General features: G+C 49.9%; 17 protein-coding genes. 7 read left to right on the top strand and 10 right to left on the bottom strand.

The window, feature by feature from the left end:
* The first annotated feature begins 70 nt into the window (after positions 1 to 70).
* Both FCN78_RS13205 and FCN78_RS13200 read left to right on the top strand, forming a co-directional pair.
* Positions 71 to 1,459, top strand: a complete 1,389-nt coding sequence (locus FCN78_RS13205) for a TldD/PmbA family protein (protein WP_069362941.1) — start codon at positions 71 to 73, stop codon at positions 1,457 to 1,459.
* The gene (locus tag FCN78_RS13200) at positions 1,456 to 2,808 is read left to right on the top strand and encodes a TldD/PmbA family protein (RefSeq protein WP_077659210.1); all 1,353 of its coding nucleotides are present in this window, start codon (positions 1,456 to 1,458) and stop codon (positions 2,806 to 2,808) included. The genes FCN78_RS13205 and FCN78_RS13200 overlap by 4 nt, the downstream gene beginning before the upstream one ends.
* 25 nt (positions 2,809 to 2,833) lie before the next feature.
* Here the strand turns inward: FCN78_RS13200 and FCN78_RS13195 are convergent, their stop codons facing one another.
* Both FCN78_RS13195 and FCN78_RS13190 read right to left on the bottom strand, forming a co-directional pair.
* Positions 2,834 to 3,739: an alpha/beta hydrolase gene (locus FCN78_RS13195; protein WP_077458896.1), complete on the bottom strand. Its 906-nt coding sequence runs from the start codon at positions 3,737 to 3,739 to the stop codon at positions 2,834 to 2,836.
* Positions 3,740 to 3,823: 84 nt separating this feature from the next.
* Positions 3,824 to 4,456 (bottom strand): TetR/AcrR family transcriptional regulator, encoded by a 633-nt coding sequence (locus tag FCN78_RS13190; protein ID WP_077649518.1) that lies wholly within the window; start codon positions 4,454 to 4,456, stop codon positions 3,824 to 3,826.
* A 407-nt stretch (positions 4,457 to 4,863) separates the two neighbouring features.
* Between FCN78_RS13190 and FCN78_RS13185 the strand changes: the two genes are divergently transcribed.
* The 3 genes from FCN78_RS13185 to FCN78_RS13175 all read left to right on the top strand — a co-directional run bounded on the left by FCN78_RS13185 (position 4,864) and on the right by FCN78_RS13175 (position 9,562).
* Entirely contained in the window at positions 4,864 to 6,255 is a 1,392-nt protein-coding gene (locus FCN78_RS13185) for an L-cystine transporter (protein ID WP_077659209.1), read from the top strand.
* A 186-nt stretch (positions 6,256 to 6,441) separates the two neighbouring features.
* Positions 6,442 to 7,005, top strand: coding sequence for a PhnA domain-containing protein (locus tag FCN78_RS13180; RefSeq protein WP_077458869.1), 564 nt, complete (start codon positions 6,442 to 6,444; stop codon positions 7,003 to 7,005).
* A gap of 469 nt (positions 7,006 to 7,474) precedes the next feature.
* Positions 7,475 to 9,562, top strand: coding sequence for a methyl-accepting chemotaxis protein (locus FCN78_RS13175; RefSeq protein ID WP_077659208.1), 2,088 nt, complete (start codon positions 7,475 to 7,477; stop codon positions 9,560 to 9,562).
* 103 nt (positions 9,563 to 9,665) lie between these two features.
* On the opposite strand, the gene FCN78_RS13170 is transcribed toward FCN78_RS13175, so the two are convergent.
* Together FCN78_RS13170 and lamB are read right to left on the bottom strand one after the other, a co-directional pair.
* A complete protein-coding gene (locus tag FCN78_RS13170) occupies positions 9,666 to 10,493 on the bottom strand; it encodes a MalM family protein (protein ID WP_077659207.1) in 828 nt (275 codons plus the stop codon).
* A 63-nt stretch (positions 10,494 to 10,556) separates the two neighbouring features.
* A complete protein-coding gene (lamB, locus tag FCN78_RS13165; RefSeq protein ID WP_077659206.1) occupies positions 10,557 to 11,750 on the bottom strand; it encodes a maltoporin LamB in 1,194 nt (397 codons plus the stop codon).
* Between the two features lie 412 nt (positions 11,751 to 12,162).
* Here lamB and FCN78_RS13160 point away from each other — a divergent pair, with 412 nt between their 5' ends.
* Complete coding sequence (locus FCN78_RS13160; protein ID WP_162274068.1) at positions 12,163 to 14,127, top strand: glycogen debranching protein; 1,965 nt, start codon at positions 12,163 to 12,165, stop codon at positions 14,125 to 14,127.
* A gap of 83 nt (positions 14,128 to 14,210) precedes the next feature.
* Here the strand turns inward: FCN78_RS13160 and malG are convergent, their stop codons facing one another.
* The 3 genes from malG to malE all read right to left on the bottom strand — a co-directional run bounded on the left by malG (position 14,211) and on the right by malE (position 17,932).
* On the bottom strand, positions 14,211 to 15,101 hold the full coding sequence (gene malG, locus FCN78_RS13155; RefSeq protein ID WP_069362932.1) for a maltose ABC transporter permease MalG: 891 nt from the start codon (positions 15,099 to 15,101) through the stop codon (positions 14,211 to 14,213).
* An 11-nt stretch (positions 15,102 to 15,112) separates the two neighbouring features.
* Positions 15,113 to 16,687, bottom strand: coding sequence for a maltose ABC transporter permease MalF (malF, locus tag FCN78_RS13150; RefSeq protein WP_069362931.1), 1,575 nt, complete (start codon positions 16,685 to 16,687; stop codon positions 15,113 to 15,115).
* 63 nt (positions 16,688 to 16,750) lie between these two features.
* Positions 16,751 to 17,932: a maltose/maltodextrin ABC transporter substrate-binding protein MalE gene (gene malE / locus FCN78_RS13145; RefSeq protein WP_069362930.1), complete on the bottom strand. Its 1,182-nt coding sequence runs from the start codon at positions 17,930 to 17,932 to the stop codon at positions 16,751 to 16,753.
* A 500-nt stretch (positions 17,933 to 18,432) separates the two neighbouring features.
* On the opposite strand from malE, the gene malK reads away from it, so the two are divergent.
* Positions 18,433 to 19,572 carry a maltose/maltodextrin ABC transporter ATP-binding protein MalK gene (gene malK, locus FCN78_RS13140; RefSeq protein ID WP_077486547.1) on the top strand — a complete coding sequence of 380 codons (1,140 nt, stop codon included), beginning with the start codon at positions 18,433 to 18,435 and terminating at the stop codon, positions 19,570 to 19,572.
* 130 nt (positions 19,573 to 19,702) lie between these two features.
* Here the strand turns inward: malK and glgB are convergent, their stop codons facing one another.
* The 3 genes from glgB to FCN78_RS13125 form a co-directional block, all read right to left on the bottom strand.
* Positions 19,703 to 21,571, bottom strand: a complete 1,869-nt coding sequence (gene glgB / locus FCN78_RS13135) for a 1,4-alpha-glucan branching protein GlgB (RefSeq protein WP_077659261.1) — start codon at positions 21,569 to 21,571, stop codon at positions 19,703 to 19,705.
* A gap of 142 nt (positions 21,572 to 21,713) precedes the next feature.
* Positions 21,714 to 23,900, bottom strand: coding sequence for a 4-alpha-glucanotransferase (gene malQ, locus FCN78_RS13130; RefSeq protein ID WP_069362928.1), 2,187 nt, complete (start codon positions 23,898 to 23,900; stop codon positions 21,714 to 21,716).
* A 116-nt stretch (positions 23,901 to 24,016) separates the two neighbouring features.
* Complete coding sequence (locus FCN78_RS13125; protein WP_077659204.1) at positions 24,017 to 26,467, bottom strand: glycogen/starch/alpha-glucan phosphorylase; 2,451 nt, start codon at positions 26,465 to 26,467, stop codon at positions 24,017 to 24,019.

Raw genomic sequence — 26,467 nt, 5'->3', positions numbered from 1 at the left:
AAGTGGTGATCATTACCAATAAAAGCTTGGTAGAATAAGAGGTTCGCTAACACACTTCTTAGGAGGAAGTATGCTGAATCCATCAACGGCAAAGTCGGTGATTGACCATGCTCTGTTTTTAGGCGCGGATTTCGCCGAACTCTTTGTCGAACGCCATCACTCAGGCAACGTGGAGCTGTTGTCTGGTGAGGTGGATAAAGTGAGCTCAGGGATTGATTTTGGTATTGGTATCCGGTTGTTCTTCGGTCATAAAGTGCTTTATGGCTATACCAACAGCCGCGATGAAGAACAATTGAAAAAAGTCACCAGCTTGCTGTGCGCGCGCGACAAGCGCGATCAAATTGCCACCGCTGGGCCGCTCAATTTATCCCATTTAAATGACAAGCACCCCGTGTCTGAGCCGTTATCGTCGGATCAACATGTGGCCGATAAGGTGGCATTCTTACGCCAAGTAGATACGCGCATTCGTGCCGAGAGCGATAAAATTGCCCAAATTATTGGTCGTGTCGGCCAACGTGAGCAACAGGTCGAAATTTTTAACTCTCATGGCCTCCATGTCACAGATACCCGCCACTACACCCGTATTGCCGCTACAGCGGTCGCCACGAACGGTGAAGAGCAGTCAACGGGCTTTGATGCTCCCGGTGCGCTCACAGGCTGGGAATTCCACCAAGATATCGATCCGGTTGAGATGGGCGAGCGTGTCGCACGACAGGCGCTGGTTAAGCTTGGGGCCCAAGCCTGTCCATCGGGCGAAATGCCGGTGGTGATTGGCAACGGTTTTGGTGGCGTGATTTTCCACGAAGCCTGTGGCCACTTGTTAGAAACCACCTCGGTGGCGAAACAGGCCTCCGTCTTCCATGACCAAATGGGCGAAATGATTGCCAGCCCAGTGGTGAGTGCGGTGGACGATGGCACCTTGGCGAATGCGTGGGGCTCAATCAACATCGATGATGAAGGCATGGAAACCCAGCATACCCAGTTGATCAAAGACGGTAAGCTCACCTCGTTTATGGTCGATCATATGGGTAGCCTGAAAACCGGTTATGCGCGCACCGGCTCTGGCCGACGTGAGTCTTATAAATTCGCACCGACCTCGCGGATGCGAAACACCTTTATTGAGCCCGGTAACGACAGCTTAGACGCCATGATTGGCTCGATGGAGCGTGGCATCTATGCCAAGAAAATGGGGGGTGGCTCAGTACAGCCCGGCACCGGCGAGTTTAACTTTGCGGTGCAAGAAGCCTATTTGGTAGAAGATGGCCAAATCACCGCGCCACTCAAATCTGCCACCTTAATCAGTACGGGGCCTAAGGTGCTTAAAGAAATCAGCATGGTCGGCAAAGATCTTGCTCTTGCCGCCGGCATGTGTGGTTCGGTGAGCGGCGCCGTCCCCACCACCGTGGGTCAACCTGCATTGAAAGTCGATAACATCCTAGTAGGAGGCGGTAACGCATGAGTGAGCCAACCATTAAAGCAACCCTAAGCGATGCCGTCGATCAGGTCCTCAGCTTGGTGAAACAGCAAGGTGCGCAAGCAGACGTGATTGCCAATGCCAGCGAAAGCTTGTCACTCAAAGCCGACCAAGGCGATCTCTCTGAGCACAAAGTCACCGCCGGTCAAGTGATTGGCGTACGTGTCATCAAAGGGGATCAAGTTGCCACCAGCTATTCAGAATCGCTAGATAGCGACAGTTTAGCCAGCATGGTGAACGCCGCACTGACTAACGCAAGCTTTACCAAAGCAGATCCCGATCAGCAAATTCGCGCTGAGGGGCAGCACATTGATCAGCAAGATCCTAGCTTACTGCAAGCAGATAACACGCCGATTGAAGACAAGATCGCGTTAGCGCTTGCCCTTGAGCAAGATGTAATCAGTCAACCCCGCGCAACGGGGGCGCCCTACAATGGGTACAGTGAGCAAACCCAATTTCAGTTGCTTGCTAATACCCTAGGCACACGCTGCTATCACAGTGAGCGTCGCTTTAGTTGCTACACCGCAGCACTGCTCAATCACGACGGTAAGCAAGCGATGCATCTGGGCGCGTCAGTATCACGCCGCTTTGCTGACCTAGATCTCGCCCATGCGACCCAACTGGCCTACCAAACCGCTGACGCCTTGCTCGAGGGTGGCCCAGTGAAAACGGGTTCGTATTCGGTGATTTTTGAGCATGACTGCCTCAGCGAATTGCTGGGCGCCTTTGGCAGCTGCTTCTCCGGCGATGCCGCCAAGCGCGGCACCAACCCGTGGCGTGAAAAAGTCGGCAAGCCCGTTGCGGATACGGCGCTCACTATCACCGATGTGGCAAGGCTTGATGGCGGGATGCGTATTAAAGCGTTTGATAGCGAAGGCTTTGCCACCGCCGATACGCCTTTGATTGAAGACGGCGTCTTAGTCGGCTTTTTACACAACAGTGCCACGGCGCAGCATTTTGGTGTTCCCCATACGGCTAACGCAGGCCGCAGCCCCAAAGGCGGTTTGGATGTTACGTCTCGTCATGATGTGATTGCCGCAGGTCAACACAGTGATGCGGACGTGCATGCCGGTGAATACCTTGAGTTAGTGTCACTGCAAGGTGTGCATTCAGGCGCGAATGCCATCAGTGGCGACTTTTCTTTCGGTGCAAGCGGGTTTGTTTGCCGAGAGGGAAAACGCGTTCGTCCTGTTCGCGGGATAACGGTGGCTGGTAATTTCTATACCATGCTCAATGAGATAGATGCTATCGGCAATACCGTGTTACCCAACTATGATGGCGCCTTCTTCGCGCCACGCATCCGCTTTGCCCGCTTATCCATCGCCGGCGAGTAATGGCGAACCCTGCAAAGGCATCGGCTTAGGCCGATGCCTTTTTATTCTCAGTTTGTGCTTCAACACTTTGTACCGCGGGGTTCATCTTCGCCGCTAAGTCGGTAAATGCCTGCATGGCGACGTCACTGGTCAGAATACGCCCATGCCCTAACCCTTCGGTGGCTAGCACAGTCACATGCGGGTAGTCAGTGGCTTTTTCGGTGACGGCAAAGGAGGCAAAACGATCATTTTTGTCGTGGGCAATCACCACCGGATGGCGGCGGCGCGACAATTTTTCTAGCGGCTCAATGGTCTCGATTGGATAACCGTGCTGCTCACCCACTTCTTGGACAATTTCATCAAACAGCTTCAGTGAATACCCCGATTTTCGGACTGTGGCATATAAATTCTCGCGATAATTCAGCACAGGCGCGACCAAAAAGAGCGGTAAATCATCCACCTGAGGGTGCTCGCTTTCCAACACCGCGGCAGCGCCCATACTATGCGCAATCACCCCAGACACATTATCAACTTGATCTAATACATCATTGATCGCCTGCACAAAGCCGGGAATGTGGCTTTCTTCCCCGCCACTTTGACCGTGTGCTGGATGATCAAATGCGACCGTACGAAAGCCTAGTGACGCGATATGTGCCATGAGTGGAAAGAACTGACTGGCGGATCCCGACCAACCATGCGTCAGCAACCAGGTTGGCCCAGCGCCAAGGCTATACATTTGTAGCTCTCCTTCTTGGCTTTGCACTCGAGAGCGCACCACGCCTTCAGGCTCTGCGTTCACCATAGGACTGCGTGTTGGGGTGAGAAAGAGTTTTCGTGCGACTTTTTTAGCATGGCGAGGTGCCAAGCGGTGATGACACCGGCTCACCGCCCCCACGAGAGAACGTTTGGCGCTAAAGCGGCCCGGCGTTGAAAAATACACTTTTTTACTCATGGTCATTGAATCCTTAAAATCGAACGAGTGTTCGTTTTTATACTGAAAAATATCGTTGGTTCGATACCGACATAATGTTCATTCTTATCGGGAACATTCGCGGCGGCTTTGCGCGAGCAACTGCTCGACACCATGCCAAAAGCGTGTCCCTTCCGGCGATTCGAGTGACAAACGCAGAAATAACTGGCTACTCAAATAGTGCCCATACAACTGATAGACAGCTTGCCAGGTATCAAGGTCGGCGCGAAATTCACCGGCTTGCTTGCCCTTTTCAAACTGTGCGGCTAGGTAGTCAAGCCATTGACGGGTGACGCGCTGCAACGCCTGATGGATGGGATCATTACTCGCACGCTGCTCATGCCACGCATCTAAAAATAAGCACTGACCCTGAAAGTGCTGATGCCAACCCATCCAATTACGCAGCAAATGTTGCAATTTGGCCTCAATACTCGCATGGTCAGCTTCACGACTCGGGCTAATCACCCGCTCGATAAAACGCTCACCGGCAAAATGCACCACCGCGATTTGTAAGTTTTCACGCGAGTTGAAATGGGCAAATAGCCCGCTTTTTGACATTTTTACGTCGCGCGCCAAGCTACCAATCGTCAAGCTTTCCAATCCATACACGCTGGCTGACTCAAACGCGGCTTCGAGAATACGCAACCTGGTTTGCTCACGTTTCGAGAGCGAGTACGTCGGTTCACTAGATACGCCCATCTCATTAAACCTTCAAAAAACGGATTGCTAAAAACCAAATGACTACGCCAGGACACCTTGGCAGTCAACGTTTATTACCTTACCGCAACCGTCTATCCATTAATAGTACGAACGTTCGTTTTTATCCAGTCGATATGTGGATTTGTTTGCCTTCTCCACCACCGTAAGGTGTGTAAGAAAGCGCATTTTCATGAGGTTGCGCAATTTATCGACAAAAATTGCTGAAACCACATTCCATATTCTTTTTAGTTTTAACAAGTGCTTTTTTTATCTAGTAATAATGTGACATAGGTCTTCATTGCATGCACCTTCCGGCATATGATGCCAACCAATCACTAACTCTTTAATACGTTTAAACGGGGTTAGGCACTCAAATCATTATAATTCTCTAGGTTGGAACGCCGATTATGACAGTTATCCTTTTAAACCTGATTGCTTTTGCGCTGCTGCTGGCGATGCTTGTCAAATTGCACAAGCAACAAAAATCCTTATCCACACGCGTGTTTACCGGCCTCGGCATGGGGGTTGCGTTCGGTGCTGCGCTGCAAGCGTTATACGGTGCTGACGGCGCTATCACGCGCGAAACCATTAACTACATCAATATCGTCGGCTCCGGTTATGTCAGCCTGCTTAAAATGATCATCATGCCGTTGATCACCGTGTCGATTATTGGCGCGATTTTGAAAGTGAAAGACTCAGGTTCTCTAGGCAAAATCTCTAGCTTAAACATCGGCATTTTACTTGCCACCACCGCTGCTTCCGCGCTCATTGGCGTGTTCGTCAGCAGTCTATTTGGATTGTCTGCGCAAGATATCGTGCAAGGTGCACGAGAGATGGCACGTGGGGCCGCTCTAGAGCAACGCTTGGGCTCAGTCGAAGACTTATCTTTGGCTGATATGATTATCTCTTTCTTCCCACAAAATCCATTTGCGGATTTGGCCGGTAGCCGTCCAACCTCGACCATCGCTGTAGTGATTTTCTCTGCGCTAGTGGGTATAGCCGGTGTAGCGCTTTCACGCACTCAGCCTGAACTTGGCGAGCGTTTTGAACGCTTTATGGATGTGGCTCAGGAGTTAGTGCGCACGCTCGTACGTATGATCATCGGCCTCACCCCCTACGGTGTTTTGGCCTTGATGACCAAAGTGGTGGCTGGCTCAAACGTCAGTGAAATTCTTGAGCTGGCCAATTTTGTCGCCGCTTCCTATGTGGGCTTAGGTGCCATTCTAGTAATGCATCTGATATTGATTGGCCTTGTTGGTATGAGCCCAATTCAATATCTGAAAAAAGTGCTCCCGGTGCTGACATTCGCCTTTACTTCTCGCTCAAGCGCGGCCACGATTCCGCTCAATATCGATTCACAAATGAAGAACTTGGGTAACGACCCGGCCAGCGCCAATTTCTCTGCCTCATTTGGTGCCACCATGGGTCAAAATGGCTGTGCCGGTCTGTATCCTGCCATGCTGGCGGTGATGATTGCGCCCACCATTGGTATCAGCCCACTCGATCCGGGTTTTATCGCCACCTTGGTTGCGATTGTCACCGTAAGCTCATTCGGTATTGCTGGCGTCGGTGGCGGCGCCACCTTTGCGGCACTGATCGTGCTCTCAGCATTGGATATGCCTGTTGCGCTTGCCGGCTTGCTCATTTCTATCGAGCCTTTGATTGATATGGGCCGCACTGCCATAAACGTGAGCGGCTCAATGACAGCCGGTACCCTTACCTCGCGTTTAACCGGTGGCCAAGATAAAAGTGTTTTCGATCACCATGAAGTGGTAAAGCAAGACACGGCTAACGCCTAACGTTACACGACCTTGGTTGAGATAATGCCACGCGTTTGCGTGGCATTTTTGTTTTTGCGTTACTCGACATATATAGCCACTCTATTCGCTGATTCAATCCCTTATAACTTGTAAGAATTTATGTCAGCGATTACACTCTGCCTCATTGTTAATGCAGGGACATTCCTGCCCGTTGTGAGATAAAACATGAGTATTGAACAAACGCTTCAGGCGCGCAGTGGCGGCCAATGTGAACTATGCACCAGCCAAGACAACTTATCTGTGTATGACGTCCCTTACTCGCCCGACACCACAGCAAACAGTTGCGTATTGGTTTGTGGCACGTGTCACGATCAGCTTCAACATCCAGACAATATCGATGTGAACCACTGGCGTTGTCTAAGCGAGAGCATGTGGAGCCAAGAGCCTGCGGTTCAAGTCGTTGCCTATCGCCAACTTTCGCGCCTTTCTAGCGAAAGCTGGGCGCAAGATAATCTCGACATGATGTACATGGAAGACGATGTCCGTAAGTGGGCAGAAACGGGACAAGATATCGAAGAAGTCAAAGTATTGGACGCTAACGGCGTCGCACTGCAAAAAGGCGACGACGTGACCGTGATTAAAGATTTGCCCGTTAAAGGCTCAAGCCAAGTGATCAAACAAGGCACCGTGATCCGCGGCATCAATTTGACCGACGATCCGACCCATGTACAGGGCAAAGTCAACGGCCAAACCCTGTTTGTGATTGCGGAGTTCTGCCGCCGTAAGTAAATGGGTGGACTGTCTTGATACACCAACGCGGCGTCCTGGCGGCGCCGCGTTAATCACGCCTCCGCACAGTTTACACTGTAAAACGTCACGCCTTCCTCATCGCTATTTTTAAACCTACGCCTTTTACCTACGCCCCAAACAACACATAGAAGAAATGTGAACTACGGCTTTATAGTCCCCGCTTCAGTTATAAGAATTGAGATCTCAGCCCTATTTGCTCTCCGCTGTTCCCATAAAAATATGAGACAGATCATAGGACATTCGCAAGTCAGCGAGAGATTGCATTCCTCCCTCATGCCGTTAAATAAGGAGGATGTGCCCTTTTCTTATTTAAGTAACACTAGTGTCAATTATCGTCTCCGTCGGCGCGCTACACGTTGTGACATCACATTTCGCACGACGCCATTGTCTCGCCACTCGACGACTCAGAATATTTCTTTGTGCGGTTTTCTTTGTGCGGATAGTGATTATGAAAAAGTTGCGTAACCTTTCTATAAGTCAACGGATAAGTTTGGCTGCCTCGTCCATCGTTCTGATCGGTCTTGGGGCAGTGAGTGCGGTTTCTTTATCAACGCTGAATAGCAGCCAGTCGGCCATGTCATCCCAGGTCACTGAAAACGTAAAGCGTGATCAAGTGATCAAGATGCAAAATCGCGCGACTGCGATTAGCGAGGAGATCCATGCTTACATTGCTTCTCCGCTCGATACGGTGCGAACTATCGCCCAGATTTATACCTCTGAAGCGGAAAAGAATAAGTCAGCCCGGATCCTCGACCGAGATGATATTCCTCGGATCATGTATTCGATTTTGAAACGCCAACCTGAATGGCACAACATCTATACCGAGTGGCAAAAAAACGTCTTAGGCGCCGATGCTTTTTACTACGGCGATCCAACCAGTGCAGCGGATGGCCGCTATGTGCCGTCGGTGTCAGTGGATGAAAACGGGGAAATGCGCCTTACCGCTGCACAAAATTTCTCTGAAACCAATCCTTGGTATCAATGCCCAGTGAGCACCCAAAAAGATTGTATTACTGATCCAAGAACGACTCAGATTAATGGTAAGACGCAAACGGTGTTCGACGTGACAACTCCCGTTTTTCGCTTTGATAAAACGGTTGCTATGGTGGGAAGTACGCTCAAAACCTCGCAAATCCAATCACTCTTAGCCAAACGTGCCGATAATAACGGGGAACTATTTGTTATCAGTCAAGATGGACGAGTCGTTGCTAGCACCGATCAGCACGTTCAACATGGCGCTGCGGTCTCGGGACTTTCCTCTCCTGCTTACCAACCACTTTCTAACCTTCTAAGCCAGAGCGCAACAAACCAATTCAAACAAACCGATTCGCACTTTTATGTGTCGCAACCGATCGAGTTTGGCAATATGTCTCAGACGTGGTCAGTGATGATTGTGACCCCCAAGCAAGCCGCGATGGCACCCGTCACACAACTGAATCAGATGATGACTAACGCCGAAAGCGATATTCAAAACACCATATATTGGGTGAGTGGCCTCGTCCTTTTGCTGGCCTTTGTGATCATTCAAATCGTTATCAAACGTCAGTTGGCACCATTGACCAGCGTGGAACAATCTATTCAAGCGATAGCCCAAGGTGGTGGTGATTTAACTCAGCGCTTGCCGGTTAATGGTCAAACCGAGATTGATCGTATTAAACACTCAGTCAATCACATGTTGGATGCGCTGCAATCGATGGTGGGACAAATTCAACAAGCAGGTGGGCGCTTATCCGACACATCAACGACAGCCAATAACGCCATCACCGATGCCCACCAAGCCCTGTCTGATAATACCGAGACATTACACCAAGCCGCGACCGCAATGGAGCAACTGACCGCGACCTCAAAAGATGTGGCAACCAACTCTGAAGCCTCCAAAGAGAAAAACGCCGTAGTCGTCTCATCGCTGAATCAGTGCATGGAGAATGTTGCTAATAATGTGGCACGCAACCAAACCGCCAACACGGATCTGCAAAAAGCCAACAGTTTTGTTAGCGAAGTCAAAACCAGCGGTAGCGACATTGCCACGTTGCTCGACGACATTCGCGGTATCTCAGATCAAACCAATTTATTAGCGCTCAATGCCGCGATTGAGTCGGCTCGCGCCGGTGAAGCTGGTCGAGGATTTGCGGTGGTCGCTGACGAGGTGCGCGCCTTGGCCCAGCATTCACAAAAATCTGTCGACCAAATCGTCTCGACGCTTGAGACCTTCAACCAACTACTGACCGATATTGAAGCCGTCATCCAACAAGGTGAGCGTGGTGCGGCAGAAGGTTATCAAGCGAGTGTTTCCGTGCAGGAGACCTTAACCGAGATTGTTGATTTGGTGCAGCAGCTAGGCGATATCAATTATCAAACCGCAGGCGCGGCGGAGGAGCAAAGTGCCGTCTCTCAGCAGGTGGCCGAAAATATCCAAGCCCTCTCACAACGTATTGAACAAACCTTGTCACTCAGTGAGCAAGCGCAGGGCGCAAACGAGACCCTTAACCACGAGGCCAAAACGATTCGCCAACTGGTCGATACGTTTACCGTTTAGTCCCCAGCCTTTTCTCTCATACTAAAAAAGGGCAACCAACGTTGCCCTTTTGAGGTTACGTCTTGTTAAAGACGCGATGTAAAATGTAGATTAAATGATGAGATTACTGCTTGTCTAACTGTGCTTTCATCGCGTCACGAAAGACTTGGTCAGCGTCAGTGATACCCAATTGCTCCGCATCACGCAGTAATCCCATTGCTTTGTCGACATCGTTATCTGCAATCGCGGCCCGAATAGCCTGGTGGTAAAAAGTCACGCTTTCTTGTTGCGGACGTTCAGTGGCGGAGAGTGCTGGCAGTACGATAGACTGATCGCTGGTACGTGCGCCCAATGCTGCCGCTTCGATGGAAAACGTACCGGTCAACGCGCGCGGCACTTGAATATCGCCTACCTCTGGAAAGTAATTCCCTCTTCCCTCTGCGTCCAATTTCGCTGGGTGGCTGACCGCCACCGTTTCATCAAGTTTATCTTTATCAGTAAAAATAACCAAATAGAGCGCACTGTCACCTACTTGTGGGTGGACTTTAATATTCCCTTGCAAACGGTTTCCATCAGCTAGACGGGGCTTTAGATAAACTAAACCTCGATCATCAAGCTCAGCGCGAATATCGCCAGACTGGTTAATGACTTTAGCACTTGGGACAAAAACACTATCGTTTATTTCTGCCTCGATATTGATATCCAATCCATTTTTTACCATCGGTAATTCAAAAATAACGCCAGGGCTATCAATGCTATGGATATCTAGGACTTGTGTTTGTGTGGTGACCGCTACTTTGATCTCTTTATCCATCTCTAGCGGTAGTTGTTTCGCTTTCTCAATCTGCGTCACTGCCTTTCCTTTCGGTGCAATCTGATATTGGTTATCAACGATCGTCGAGCACCCATTAAGCAGTAATAACCCAGAGATAAATAACACTTTTTTGTTCATATAAAACACCTAAAAAAATAGCCGACAATTGTCGGCTATGAAAAAAGACAGTTTAAAAAAGGCTTACCACCAAGCTTCCAATTGCACACCCGTTACGAACTCTGAGTCACCTTTGTCACCAAACGTATCTCCTTCTTCATCCGTAATATACGTACCGTAGAAGCGAATCTCAGGACGCGACCAGAAGCTATCACCCATTGCCCATGCTTGAGCTAAAGTAAACTTGTGACCTCCTTGGTCTGTTCCTTGATTTTCTCCATCAAAGAAGCCGACCTCACCGATGGTGCGCATCGTGTCGTTCCACTTATAAACAGGGCGCACAACCGCGGTGAACATATCAGAGTCACCCTCACCATCTGTTAAGTCCGACCCGTTGTGATAAGAAAGCTGATGTCCAAGTTCCATCGACGACCCAACATTCATCACACCCCAGTTAATAATACGGTAGCCTTTCGCATCGTTTTTATCGTCGGAGCCACGGCTGTACCATGCACCAGATCCAAAGCCAGCAATCTGATCACCGTATCCTGCAGAGCCATATTGCAAGATTGTTTGGTTGAAGCCGTTGTCCATGTTTTGATGCACAATACCGGTAAGCATAATACCATCATCAGCGGCTTCGGTTCGGCCATCCTTCTCTGTTGCAAAGTTATAGGCAGTAGCGAGCTCTAGACTCGCGTCTTCCCACAAGCCGATATTAGCTAAACGTGCATCAAAAATGTAGCCTGTAGAAGCAGGCTTGTTATCGCCCTCATCGTCCCCACCATCTTGAAGAAATGCTAGAGAAAGTTTTTGATCGCCCAGTGAAATATTTTCAATACCACCACCGGTACCTGAGGTGTTCAAGAAATAGAAGTCAGTAATATGGATATCTTTACGTTGATAATAGCGCTTACCCGCCCAAATAACAGCTTCAGGGTCGGATGCAATCAAACCTTTGGCTTGGACATTAAATTGCGCGACGTTTATTTCGCTACTTTCCCAACCACTTTGGCCTTTATCGCTGGAAGCAATCATCGATTCCAGCTTCCATGATTGCTCACCCGTTTGAAGTTCTTCTGAAAAACCGAACTCGTAATAGTTGTCGTCTTCGTTACCCAAACGACCAACTTTATTCTTTTCAAAAGCACTATCACCTGCACCATCACCACCGATCGCAGCACCCGCACGAGCATAACCATTAAAATCTACAGCAAATGCTGAGGTGGCAGTGACAGCAGCTGCAACAGCCGCCGCAATTAAACTTACTTTTCTCATACCTTACTCCATAATGCGCCTTTTTTACGTGTCTCTTCACACCGGCAGTGGGTAGTGGAAAAAGACAGTGTGTCCAAGGCTTAGCTTTCTTCGTTATCCTGGAATTATCCTATCCCTGAGCGGTCATATTCGCGTCATCCAACCGTGCGATTTCAGGGGGAGGAGGAGAAAGGAGGAGTGAGAGCTGATTATCTAAACTTGTCGAGCTGGGTCACTGAACGAGGGCGTAATTGGTAATTATTTTTCGCTAAACAGGCCTACAAAATGTCGACACGATCACTATTAATAGATTTATTCTTAAAGGTGTGAAACTTTATTACATGAGGGACAATGATCATAAATGTGACGTCAGATTGAATTATTTATAGGTAAACGCTCTAATAGCGATTCATCTCATTTAATGGTGTTATTTATGTCGGTTTGCTTCCCATCCCCTTATGTATTAGGGGCGCAACTACACCCATCAGGCTGTCGGTTTACGCTGTATGCACCCGATCAGGACTGCGTGCATTTACTGTTGTGGCATCAAGGGCACCAGCCTCAGCGGCTCGCCATGCGCGAATACAAGCGTGGCTACTGGACACGAGATGTCGCTGATGTGGTTGCGGGGCAAGAATACAGTTTTGAGGTCTTACAGGATGGTCAAACATGGTACTTGGCCGATCCGTATGCGCAAGCGGTGACTGGTCCCTTACGCTATCAGCCTCCTTATTCACCATCGCAAAGCACATTGCTGGCGCGCTGCCAAGTCGTCGATCATGAGTCTTTTGATTGGCAAGGCGTGTCATCGCCTCAGCGCGCCATACAAGACACTGTGATTTTCGAAACCCATGTTAAAGGGCTGACGCAGCAGCATCCAGATGTCGCCCCAGTGCAGCAAGGACGTTATTTGGGTTTAGTCTCACCAACGATGTTGGCGTTTTATCAACAACATCAGATTAATTGCCTGCAACTGCTTCCGATTACGTCTTGCTTACCTGAGCCGCATTTACTCAGCCAGCAAAAAACCAACTACTGGGGCTACAACCCATATGTTTGGATGGCACCGGATCCACGCTACGCGGAGAAAAGTGCGGTTAACGAGCTAAAGACGGCAATACGCGAACTACACCGCCACGATATCGAAGTCATTTTGGATGTGGTATTTAATCACACGGCAGAAGGCGGAGAAGGTGGGCCGATTCTTCATTATAAAGCGTTTGATCATGCCATGTACTTACATGATGGCCAACAACTGCGCAATTATACCGGCTGTGGTAATACCCTTGATATACGCCATCCTGCTGCACTAAAGCAGGTGCTCGACACCTTATGCATGTGGGTCACCGACTATCACGTGGATGGGTTTAGGTTCGATCTCGCCGCGACCCAGGGGCGAAATGGCGATACCTTTAACCCCCAAAATGCGTTTTTCCTCGCCATTGCCCAGGATCCGATCCTTTCTAAGGTCAAGTTGATTGCGGAACCCTGGGATATAGGCCCCGATGGGTATCAGCTAGGACAATTTCCCATTAACTGGGCTGAATGTAACGATAAAATCCGCGATACCACGCGCAGTTTATGGCGAGGAGATCCAGGCATACTGCAAGATTTCGCCACGCGATTGATGGGTTCGCGCGACGTTTTCAGCGCAGCGCATTGGCCCGATCATTTACCGATTAACTATGTAACCTACCATGATGGTTTTACCCTGCAGGATGTGGTCAGTTATGCCAAGCGGCATAACCATGCCAATGGCGAGAATAACCGGGATGGTCATGGTGACAATCGCTCCGCCAATTATGGTGTCGAGGGGCCGACAAACAATCCTGACATTATTGAGGTAAGGAGGCGGCAAAAACGGAATATGATGGCAAGCATCCTCTTCTCGCTGGGGACGCCACACATTCTAATGGCCGATGTGTTAGGCCACTCGCAACAAGGGAATAACAATGCCTATTGCCAAGATAACCCTATCAGTTGGTTAAACTGGCAAACGCAGGATCACGATTGGTCAAACTGGCTAGCCACTATGATTGCACGCCGCAATGCCATCGTACCACGCTTTATCGATGCGTTAAGTGGCACACAGCGCCATTGCAATCAGATTACGTGGCGGCACCCGAATGGCGATCCGATTCACGATCATCAATGGTCAAAGCTGCAAGCGCTCAGCTGTCAGATCACGCTCGGCGCGCATCACCCTGACGCGGGTCAATCAATACTTATAGCCATTAACAGCAGCGACACCGCGCACGACCTACGGCTTCCACCAAATCATCAGTGGCGCATTGTCTGTGACACCGCGACCGGTGAGACAACCGTCGCTCCACTAGCGTCATGCCAACGCTTGGCAGCAAAGAGCTTTTTGGTCTGTATCGACGGTGACTGGCTGTAGCCCAATATTACCTGCATCAAAAAGGCAGCTAATGTTAGCTGCCTTTACGTTCGCGCTCTTGCTTCGCCTGACGACGTAAGGCTTTACCCTTTCACGCCCCCTGCGGTCAAACCACCCACTAACCAACGTTGGGCGAGTAAGAAAACCCCGGTAATCGGTACCGCTGACAGTACGGCTGCCGCCGCAAAGTCGCCCCACAGATAGTTTTGCGGATACAAGTACTGCTGCATGCCGACCGCCAAGGTATACGAATCAACATCCGACAACAGAATCGAAGCAACTGGCACCTCACCTACCGCCATGATAAACGACAGAATAAAGACCACAGCCAAGATAGGCACGGAGAGCGGAAGCAGCACCAGCCTAAACGCCTGCCACGGGGTGGCGCCATCCAATGCTGCGGCTTCTTCCAATGAACCATCAATGCTCTCGAAGTAGCCTTTAATGGTCCAAACGTGTAATGCAATCCCGCCTAAGTACGCAAAGATCAAGCCACCGTGCGTGTTGAGTCCCAAAAATGGAATGTACTGTCCCAACTTATCAAACAAGGCGTAGATAGCGACCAATGCCAACACCGCTGGGAACATCTGGAAGATCATCATCGCGTTCAAGATGGTCTGCTTGCCTTTAAATCGCATACGCGCAAAGGCATACGCCGAAGTGGTTGAGAGCACCACGATAAACAGCGAGGTGATCCCGGCCACTTTTACCGAATTCCACAGCCATAATAAAACGGGAAATGGCGGTGGCGTGACCGTGCCATCCGAGTTAGTCACCGGGAAGCCCAGTGCTAATTTCCAGTGTTCCAGTGATGGATTGTCCGGGATCAAGCTCCCAGTGGCGAAGTTCCCTTCGCGGAATGAAATCGCAATAATCATTAACAGCGGGAATAGGATCAACGCCAAGAACAAGCACAAGCCAATATGGGTTGCCCAGACGCGATATTTTAAGGATTTACCTTGTACCATTGCCATATTTAGGTTCCTCAGTGCTCGTTTTTCTGCGTCATACGAAGGTTGATTAACGCCAGTGCGCCGACTATCAAGAAGATCAGTGTGGCGATGGCACTTGCCAAGCCAAAGTCTTGACCACCACTGCCTTCAAAGGCGATGCGATAGGTATAGCTAACCAGCAAATCGGTATAACCAGCCGGCTCCGTGGTGCCTATACGGTTTGGTCCACCCTCTGTTAACAACATAATCATCACAAAGTTATTGAAGTTAAAGGCAAAGGCCGCAATCAGCAGAGGAGTCAGTGGTTTAATCATCATCGGCAGCGTAATACGGGTGAAGTTCTGAATGAAATTCGCGCCGTCAATCGCGGATGCCTCGTAGAGATCATCAGGAATCGCTTTAAGCAAGCCCATGCAGAGGATCATCATATAAGGGAAACCCAGCCAGGTATTAACGGTGAGCACCATGCTTCTCGCCAAAAATGGGTCGGAGAACCAATTCGGGCTAATGCCAAACAGCGCTTCCAAGACCATATTGATTTCGCCAAAACTCTGGTTAAACAAGCCTCGGAAAATCAAAATTGAAATAAAGGCGGGTACCGCGTAAGGAAGGATCAATAACAAACGGTAGATCGACTTACCTTTCAGCTCTTCCCATTGCACTAAACTCGCCAATATCAAGCCAATAAACAGGGTGAATACCACGGTGAGTACGGAAAAGACAATCGTCCAGATAAAGATGCCAATAAACGGCTCTTTAATCCCATCATCCGTCCATACGCGCTCAAAGTTATCCGTGCCAATTTGCACCACATAACCGGGTGAAACAGTATCGCCCACAAATTCACCGGAGGCATTAACCGGTTGGTAGTAACCTACCTCATCGTTAGGTTTGAGCGTCTCACCCGTTTTATTGTTGATCAGCGTGCGGCCATCGTCCTGCAAGCTATAAAGCGATTGAATGGCGGCGAACTTCCGCAAACCACTCATACGAATGGTTTTGTCACCAGACAATGCTAGGTCTAACTCCCCAAGCGCGTCGCGGTTTTGAATCACATCGCGTAGTGACGCTTTTTGTCCCTCAACACTGTCAATCGGGCTAAGTGACAAGCTGTCATTAGCCAAGGTTGCAAATTCAAATGGCTTGGTGGCATAGCGTGTATTCTCGCCCTCCACCACAATGCGAACGCCTTGATCCGTTTGATATAATGAGAAAGGATAACTGTCGCCACTTTGAAAGGTTCGCTCTAATAATACGGACTGGGCACGCTCGAAAGAGAGTTGATTTTTGGCGCTATAGTTGGTGAATGACAGCCCAACGGTATAAACCAACGGAAAAATAATGAAAAGGATCATCCCCGCGATACCTGGATAGATATAGCGATGGGCGTATGTTTTTTTACTGCCAAAAATGTACAGCGCTAATGCGGTTAATACCACAGTTAACAGGGCAAAGGCGGTTTCACCACGCGAATACATCAAGACGGTGGCATAGCCATTGATAATGGCCACAGTAGCCAGTAACGCCCATTTTATGAACGCTTTTGTGCTACTGGGCAAAGAAGAGCCTGACGTTGTCATAGCTTGGGAACCTTGGACTGACTGCATAAGGAACGCTACTCACATAGTTTTTAAAAAATGCAGGGAGGCAAGCCCCCCTGCAGATAGAGCTTATTTGACCATTTGCGTTTCCGCATCGTCGAGTGCTTCCTCGACGCTTTGACGGCCATCGACCACATTAATAATGGCGTTTTTGGCCGCTGCCCAGAACCCATTCATTTGTGGAATGTTTGGCATCACTTCGCCATGTTTGGCGTTTTCCATGGTTGCCGCAATACGCGGATCTTTGGCAAGTTCCGCCTGATAACTATTCAACGCCACCGCACCCAGAGGTTTATCAGCATTCACCGTTGATAGGCCGTCATTAGTCAACAGATAGTTTTCCAAAAACTCGACCGCCAGCGCTTTGTTTGGCGACGCGGTGCTAATACCGGCACTTAACACGCCAACAAAGGGTTTAGAGGCTTCACCTTGGAAGGTTGGCAAGGTGGTGACACCATAGTTGATACCCGACTTTTCGATATTGCCCCACGACCAAGGGCCGTTGATGGTCATCGCTGTATCACCTTGGTTGAAAGAAGACTCAGAGACCGAGTAGTCCATATCAGATGAAATCACGCCATCTTTCACCATCTGCTTCATGAAATGCAGTGCGTCATGTACACCTTGGTTATTGATACCCGCGTCTTTCACATCATAGCCGTTTGCCGTTTGCTTAAATGCATAACCGCCATCAGCCGCCATCAGTGGCCATGTGAAGTACGGTTCTTTCAGGTTCCACATGATGGCTGACTTGCCCTGCTCTTTGAGCTTGGCATCCATCTCAACCACGTCTTGCCACGTTTCTGGTGGGTTAGGCACCAAATCCTTGTTGTAGATGAGAGAAAGCGATTCCACGGCCACCGGATAACCGACGTATTTACCTTTGTATTTCACCGCATCCCAAGCAAAGTCGACCATGCCGTCTTTAAGACGCTCAGATGGACGAATCTCTGCCAGCAAGCCTGATTCTGCATAGCCACCAAAGCGATCGTGCGCCCAAAATACAATGTCTGGACCATCGCCCGTTGAAGCAGTCTGAGGGAACTTGTCTTGCAGACCATCAGGGTGAACGACGGTGACAGGAATGCCCGTGTCTTGTTCAAAGCGATCACCCACTTCGGCAAGGCCGTTGTAACCTTTGTCTCCGTTAATCCAAATCGTCAGTTGGCCTTCTTCGATATTGGCATTGGCGCCAAATGAACCCAGTGCAATCAGGGTACCGAGAGCAACAGCGCTAAGTGATTTTTTCATCTTTCTATCCTTCTTCTACTGAGGTGTAGCACGATTCCATGGAGGATGAGCTGTATTTCACGGTCTATCATGGTTAATTCCCGCGCATTCCTCATCATCCTGGCCTCTACGCCCTGCCTCTATGCGAGCGAATTCGTGATCCATATCGCTCGTCGCTAATGATGCGGTTCACAAAAATAAACGGTACGTGATCAACTTCAACTAATTTGCTCATAATTTTGTGATGTACACCCTCAAATCAATTTGGGGAGGAGATTATCCTCCTCCCCGCCTACTCCCCCCGTAATAATTGTCCACGGGAGGATGCGCCATTTGCAAAGATACGCGACACTGCCTGACATCAAAAAAGCATCGGGTGGAATCTATCCAATGTGCTTAGTCAGTGACCAAACAGCGTTCAACAAAAACGATAACGCTCGAAAATGGCCGATATTGAATAGCACAGCCACCTATAATGCGTATTGAGCCGAATTAATGAAAAGCGATTGAGGGCGAGCGACATGGCAAGTGTCACGTTTAAAAACGTTTGTAAAGCGTATGACGACGATGTAATGATTTCAAAAAACGTTGACCTAGAGATAAAAGATGGCGAATTTGTTGTCTTTGTCGGTCCATCTGGCTGCGGCAAATCCACCCTATTACGCTGCGTTGCCGGGTTGGAAGATATTACGTCGGGCGACCTTTACATTGATGATCAGCGAGTAAATGATATTGAGCCATCTAAGCGTGGCGTCGGGATGGTATTCCAATCTTACGCGTTGTATCCCCACCTAAATCTTTATGACAACATGTCTTTTGGCCTAAAACTGGCCAAAACGAACAAAGCGGAAGTCGATAAGCGCGTCCATCAAGCGGCGGAGATCTTACAACTCGGTCACTTACTCGACAGACAACCTAAGTCGTTGTCTGGCGGACAACGTCAACGTGTTGCGATTGGACGCACCCTGGTGTCTCAGCCTCGTGTCTTCTTGCTCGATGAGCCACTTTCCAACCTCGATGCTGGATTACGGGTGCAGATGCGCGCGCAAATCACCAAGTTACAACGTCAGCTTGGCTGTACTATGATTTATGTCACCCACGATCAGATTGAAGCCATGACCATGGCAGACAAAATTGTGGTGTTGGATGAAGGCCGAGTCGCACAGGTCGGGAAGCCGCTCGAGCTATACCATTACCCACAAAACCGCTTCGTCGCCTCTTTTATCGGCTCGCCCAAAATGAACTTCATGAGTGTCTTTATTGAAGATGTCGAGCCAAACCGTGTCAAAGTACAGCTGAGTGAAGGGGCCAGTTTCTGGATGCCAGTCGATGGCAAAACCGTCACGCGCGGCGATCGCATGTCTCTCGGCATTCGTCCTGAGCATTTGGTGGCCGCCAAAGACGGTGATGCACAAATTGAAGGGGAAGCGACCATTGTTGAGAAGCTGGGCAACGAGACGCAAATTTATCTCAACCTTGAAAGCGCAGACGCCGATGTGATCTATCGCCAGCTCGATACCGTTGAGATTGAGCCCGGCGACAAGTACGCCATTGGTATTCCCGCTCACCGCTGCCATCTGTTCCACAGTGACGGTCGAGCGTGCAAGCGCCTGCATCGTGAAAATGGCGTCACCTTCGTTGATGAAGAAGATGCCGCCTAATATCACCTTGTAAGAGACAACGACTAGGCCGCATTCGCGGCCTTTTTTATGGTATCGATTCAGACAGAAAAAACGCCAAGGATTAACTTGGCGCAATCTTCACTTTGTCGCCCAAAGGGCGTCATTGCTTTCACCCTTGCCAGCGATAAAACACAGTGGCTAATGGGGGGAGATTCAGTGTCAGCGATTGGGGCTGGTCGTGCGCCGCGCTTTTATCAGTGCTAAGCGCTACGTAAACGGGGTACCCACTGCCCCAAAACGCCTCATCATCCGAATTTAATACCAATTGGTAATCACCACTCATCGGCACACCCAGCTGAAAACCGTCCCGGGGTACCGGGGTGAAATTACTCACCACCAGCATCCGCGAGCCGTCATCGCCAAGCCGCTCGTGTGCCATGACACTGAGATCTGCAGCGTCTTTTAATCGCCACTCAAACCCTGCCGGATCGCAGTCGAGGCGATGCAGCGCCGGCGTTGAGACATACAGGTGGTTCAGCGCTTTCACCCATGCTTGGATACCTTGATGGCGACCGTATTGTAGCCAATGCCATTCAAGCTGACTGTCATGGTTCCACTCTGCGGTCTGACCGATCTCCGCCCCCATAAAGTTAAGCTTTTTACCTGGCTGACCATACATATACCCAAGAAAGGCACGTAAGTTGGCGGTTTGCTGCCACTCGTCACCGGGCATTTTACCGATCAACGAACCTTTTCCATACACCACCTCATCATGCGACAGTGGCAATACGTAATTCTCGCCAAACGCATAAACCAATGGAAATGTTAGCGTGTCGTGGTGATAGCATCGATACATCGACTCTTCACGGATATAACTGAGGCTGTCATGCATCCAGCCCATATTCCATTTGAACCCAAACCCAAGTCCGCCTGCATACGTAGGTGCCGATACCCCCGGAAATGTCGTCGATTCCTCGGCAATGGTCATCGCATTTGGGAAATAATGATAAACCGACTCGTTCATCCACTTTAAGGTGGCGATGGCATCATAGTTCTCGTTGCCGCCATCCACGTTGGGGACCCATTGATCCTGCTCGCGCGAGTAATCGAGATACAGCATCGACGCGACGGCATCAACACGCAGGCCATCGATGTGAAACTGGTCAAGCCAATACAAGGCATTATTCACCAAAAAGCGACGCACATGCTCTTTACTCATATCGTAAAGATGACAATGCCAGTCGTTGTGCCAGCCACGTCGTGGGTCGGGGTCATGATATAGCGGAGTGCCATCGAAAAAAGCTAAACCGTGATCATCGGTAGGGAAATGTCCAGGCACCCAGTCAAGGATCACACCAATACCCGCTTGATGGCACTGGTCGACAAAATACTTAAAATCATCTGGCGAGCCATAGCGGCTGGTCGGCGCAAACAGGCCAACCGGCTGATAACCCCAAGAACCATAAAAGGGGTGCTCACTGACTGGCATTAGCTCCACATGGGTATAACCCATTTCTACCAAGTAAGGAACGAGACGGTCAGCAAGCTCACGATAGCCCAGGCACTGATCCGATGCATCTCGCTGCCAGGAGCCAAGGTGAAGCTCATAAAACGATAACGCTTGCGTGTGTTTTTCGGTGACGGGACGCGCTTGCCAGTGCTGGTCGTGCCATTGATAAGCATGTTGATCATAGGTCAGAGAGGCAAAGGACGGATATTGCTCGGCATACGCCCCGTAAGGGTCGGCTTTGTGCGGTAAGCACTGTCCATTAGGCCCCGTTAGGGCGTATTTATAACGCTGCTGCATGCCAAGGTGAGCAATAAACCCGACCCAAAAGCCATCTTCAATCGGCGTCATGTAGGCGGCGTCGGCTTGCCAATGGTTCCAATCACCCATCACGCTCACTGATTGTGCATGCGGGGCAAAAACCACAAACCGAACCCCCTCAACCGCTTTACCCGCGACGGGTAACGTCACCGGATGCGCGCCCATATACTGATGTGCAACGCTCGGGTTATATAAAACAGCCATATCCATTGCAAAGTGATCAGGCTGAATAGATTGGGGCTGTATCGAATGGTAAGAATCTGGCACTGGAGGCTCCTTATACAAAAAAAACGCTCCATCCTGTACGTGTTGGCTGGCACTGAGGATAGAGCGTTAGAGCATGGTATGGTGGTTACACCGTTTGGCGGCTCGCTTGCATACGTACCCGAGATAAATCTCTGGCAAGTTGGTTGAGGTCGTCTCGACTAAAAAGCGCCTCTAAACTGACCGAGAGTTTACGTCGCCAGTTAGGATATTCATCCACCGTGCCTGGGATGTTGACCGGTTTCTCCATTTCCAACCAATCTTCCAACTGGACACTTAACAGCGCCGATTGGCCGGCGGCAACATGCAATTGCAATGCGCGGCACAAGTGACCATCCATCGGCACATAGCGCGCATCAGCCCCCACGCCATCCGGTAGCATGCCGTGCCAACTTACACTATCTAATATGCCTTGTTTGGCTTTTAAGCGATCATCAAACAGTTGTTGGAGTTGCGCTTCATCTGGGTATAGGCCTAACTCTTGCCCCAGCTTTAAATCGTCGCAATGCCAAAAGCCACGAATGGTTGGCATATCATGGGTGGAAAGCGTCGCCATCGCCTGCTCGGTATAGTGCGCCGGAGAAATAAAGCCACCGTCCTCTTCTGAGGTTTCAAAGAAGAATACCTTGTAGGAATGCACGCCCGCATCCGCAAGTAACGCGCCAATTTCATCGGGTACCGTCCCCAAGTCTTCACCAATCACACTGCACTGATGACGATGCGACTCAAGCGCTAAAATCGCGAGCATGTCTTTAACGGGATAGTACAAGTAAGCGCCCTCGGTAGCATTTTTCCCTTTAGGGATCCACCATAAGCGCAGCAAGCCCAGTACGTGATCGATACGCAACGCCCCACAATGACGCATGTTGGCACGTAGCAATTCGATGTAGGCATGGTAACCGGTGTGTTGCAGCGCTTGCGGATCAAATGGCGGCAAGCCCCAGTTTTGTCCCCGCGGTCCCAACACATCCGGCGGTGCACCAATGCTAGCATCCAACACTAACGGTGAATTATCCGACCAGGTTTCGCTTCCCGCATCAGACACCCCAACAGCAAGATCACGGTACAAGCCCAGCGACATCCCCTGCTCTTCAGCAATGGCTTGTACCTCTTCCATTTGACCTTCGGCAATCCACTGTAGATACATGTACAGTTGAATGTCATCGCTATGCTGCTCGATAAATGCTTGCGTCGCCGCGTTTTCATAACGGCGATATTTTTCAGGAAACACCGGCCAACCCCAGGCGTGAGGATCATCGGCCCGTAAATACTGGTGCAACGCATCAAACGTCGCTTGCTGTTTTAAGCTCTCTCCCCCTTGTTCGATAAAGTCTAAAAACGCACGGCCACGTCGTGTCTGTTGCAGTAGTTCGCGTTGCTTAAACTCTTGAAATAAAAGCGGTAGTACGGCCATCTTTAAGGCGGCGACTTCACTATAATCGACCCAATGCGTGTCGCGTACTGCTTGCAGGCGACGCTGGAATTCGGCACTGCCCACGAGTTGCTGGGCACGGGCGCTCAAACAAAACTCTCGAACGTTGCTCACATCAATATACAAAAGATTAAGCCAGCGGCGTGATGACGGACTATACGGGCTCGCGGCTTCTGGATTGGCAGGGAACAACGCATGAATAGGGTTAAGGCCAACAAAGTCAGCGCCGCGCGAGGCAAGCTCACTAACCAATTGTTTGAGATCGCCAAAATCACCGATACCCCAGTTATGAGGGGTACGTAATGTGTAGAGCTGAATACTCGGCCCCCACATCTTCTTGTGTTGATCCAATTCTGGCTGCTTATAACATTGGGTGGGCGCCATGATGAGTGTCATTTGATACGGGGCTTTGCGCCGTTTACGTATCACGGAAAGGCGGTGATAGCCCCACGGTAGGGAGCAAGGCAGGCTAAACACCAATGGGCCACCATTACTGCGCTCATCGCGAACGATTTGTGACTGTAAGTAACCTTCAAAGCATTCGCCCTGTTCGGTTTCCAAACGCCAACTAAAGTCACTTTCTCGCGCACTGGTACCTAAATGAAGCGCAATTTCAACCGGCTCATTCTCCTGCACCACCTGCACAGGGGCGAGCACATCCGCTTTGTGTTTTTTCTCCGCCGACGCCAATAACGCCTCGTCGTTTCGTGTGTCATAGCCAAGTGACGTTAGTAAGTCATGTAAGGTACTGTCCGGCACAGCCGCTTCTGAGCCCCATGCACTGATATAGCGATCAGCGAGGTTGGCCATTTGTGCGACTGTCTTCAATGCAGATTCTTTCATCGCTTTCTCCGAGGGGTCTGCCCCCTTCTTTTATTGGGCAATATTGTTGTCATTATTGTTGGGTGGCAAGGCTCATTCCTTGCCACCGATAAGGTTGTTAACCCGTTATATTGCAATTAGCGCTTAATCGCTTCTAACTGCCAAATGTTATTAACGTAATCGCGAATTGAGCGGTCTGAGCTAAACTTACCGACCAGCGCGGTGTTCAGAATCGCTTTACGTGCCCATTGCGACGCGTCACGGTAATCACGGTCAATGTCATTGTGTGCGCGCACGTAATCGGCAAAGTCAGCCAAACACAAGTACGGGTCGCCGCTACCCATCACGCTGTCAAACACAGGACGCAGGGCCCCTGGCTGACCTGGCGTGAACGTCTCATCCAGCAAACTATCCAAAGCAGCCTTCAATAGGGGCTGGCTGTGATAGACCGCTTCAGGCTGATAGCCTTTTTGGCGTAATTCGGAGACACCATCAACATCTAAGCCGAAGATATAGATATTATCGTCACCCACTTCTTCACGGATTTCCACGTTAGCGCCATCCATGGTGCCGATGGTAAGCGCGCCGTTGAGTGCCATTTTCATGTTACCCGTGCCAGACGCCTCTTTACCGGCCATAGAAATCTGCTCAGACACATCGGCAGCCGGAATAATGATTTCTGCCATGCTGACACGATAATCAGGAATGAAGACGACCTTGAGCTTGTCACCGACCCGTGGATCATTATTAATGGTTTCAGCGACCTTATTAATCGCATAGATGATCGATTTTGCTAATTCATAGCCAGGCGCGGCTTTCGCGGCAAAAAAGACCACTCGTGGCGCCATGTCAAAGTCTGGCTCGTTAAGCAAGCGCTGATAGAGCGAAATCACATGCAATAGATTCAAGTGCTGACGCTTATATTCATGCAGACGCTTAATTTGTACATCAAAAATCGCATCGGTATTGAGGGTAATATCGAGGTGCTCTTTAACCCATCCTGCCAAACGCTGCTTGTTGCGCTTTTTGACATCCATGAATATCTTTTGAAACGCAGTATCATCGGCGTATTGAGCAATCTGCTCGAGTTGCTCTAATTGCGCTGGCCACTGCTCACCTATTTTTTCACTGATCAAGTTGGACAAGTCAGGGTTACAGAACTTCAACCAGCGACGCGGTGTAATGCCATTGGTCACATTTTGAATGCGGCCCGGATATAGCGCATCAAATTCTGGGAATAAATCACGCTTAACTAACTGAGAGTGCAACGCCGCAACGCCATTTACCGCATAAGAGCCAACCACACATAGATTCGCCATACGCACCATGCGCTCACCTTTGTCATCAATCACTGACAACACCTGCTTTTTCGCCACATCGTCGGGCCACTTCGCTTCTACCTCTTGCATGAAGCGATGGTTAATCTCAAAAATGATCTCCATATGACGCGGCAGCAAGCGCGCAATCAACGCCTCACTCCAGGTTTCCAGCGCTTCGGGCAGTAAGGTGTGGTTGGTGTAAGCAAAAGTACGACTGGCGATTGACCACGCCTCATCCCAGCCCAGACGATAATCATCCAGCAATACGCGCATCAGCTCAGGAATCGCGATGGTGGGGTGGGTGTCGTTTAATTGAATGGTTTCATACTCTGGCAACGCCGCTAGAGCATGACCAGCCTCTAGGTGACGACGGAGGATATCTGCGACCGAGGCGGCACTGTGGAAGTACTGCTGCATCAAGCGCAGCGTTTTACCTGCGTCGTGGTTATCGTTCGGGTACAAGACTTTGGTCAAATTACCCGCATCGATATCAGCTTGCTGCGCATGGGTGTAGTCGCCTGCATTAAAAGCATCAAGCGCGAACGGTGTCAGTGCTCGACCTTCCCACAAACGCAATGGGTAAACGGTGTTGCTTTGGTAACCGACAATGGGTAAGTCCCAAGGCATTGCCTGGATTTTCAAGCTCGGCACCCATTGACGATAGGTATGCCCTGCTTCTTCAACGACCTCAACATGGCCATAAAAGCCGATAATTTGGGATAATTCAGGACGTACCAGTTCCCATGGGTAGCCTTCCGGTTCGCGCCACGCATCAGGTGCCTCTTGCTGCGCCCCTTCATGAAAAGACTGACGGAAAAGCCCATATTCATAATGTAATCCGTAACCCACTGCTGGATACTGCTGTGCCGCCAAAGAGTCCATAAAACAGGCCGCCAGACGTCCCAAGCCGCCATTACCCAGAGACGGATCACGCTCTTGTTCGAGTAAATCCGTTAACCCAAGCCCAAGCTCACTCACGGCATCGGCGATAGCATCGTACAAGCCCATGCTAATGAGGTTGTTCCCGGTTAAACGACCAATCAAAAACTCGAGGGATAAATAGTTAACACTTTTCGCTTGTTTAATGGCTTGATCGTGTTCAGTGGCCACCAAGTCACTCGTCGTGTGTTCGGCTAATGCACGGCCAAGCGCGAGGTACCAGTCACGCAGTTGAGCAGTATCTGGTGCGTGACCTAGCTGGGTTAAGTGTTGAACCATACTGATTTTAAACGCACTTTTATCAAACGCATGTTGCTGTTTTGGTGTCAT

Source organism: Salinivibrio kushneri (assembly GCF_005280275.1).
In the GTDB taxonomy this organism is placed as follows: domain Bacteria; phylum Pseudomonadota; class Gammaproteobacteria; order Enterobacterales; family Vibrionaceae; genus Salinivibrio; species Salinivibrio kushneri.
This window is presented reverse-complemented; position numbering and strand designations above follow the sequence as displayed.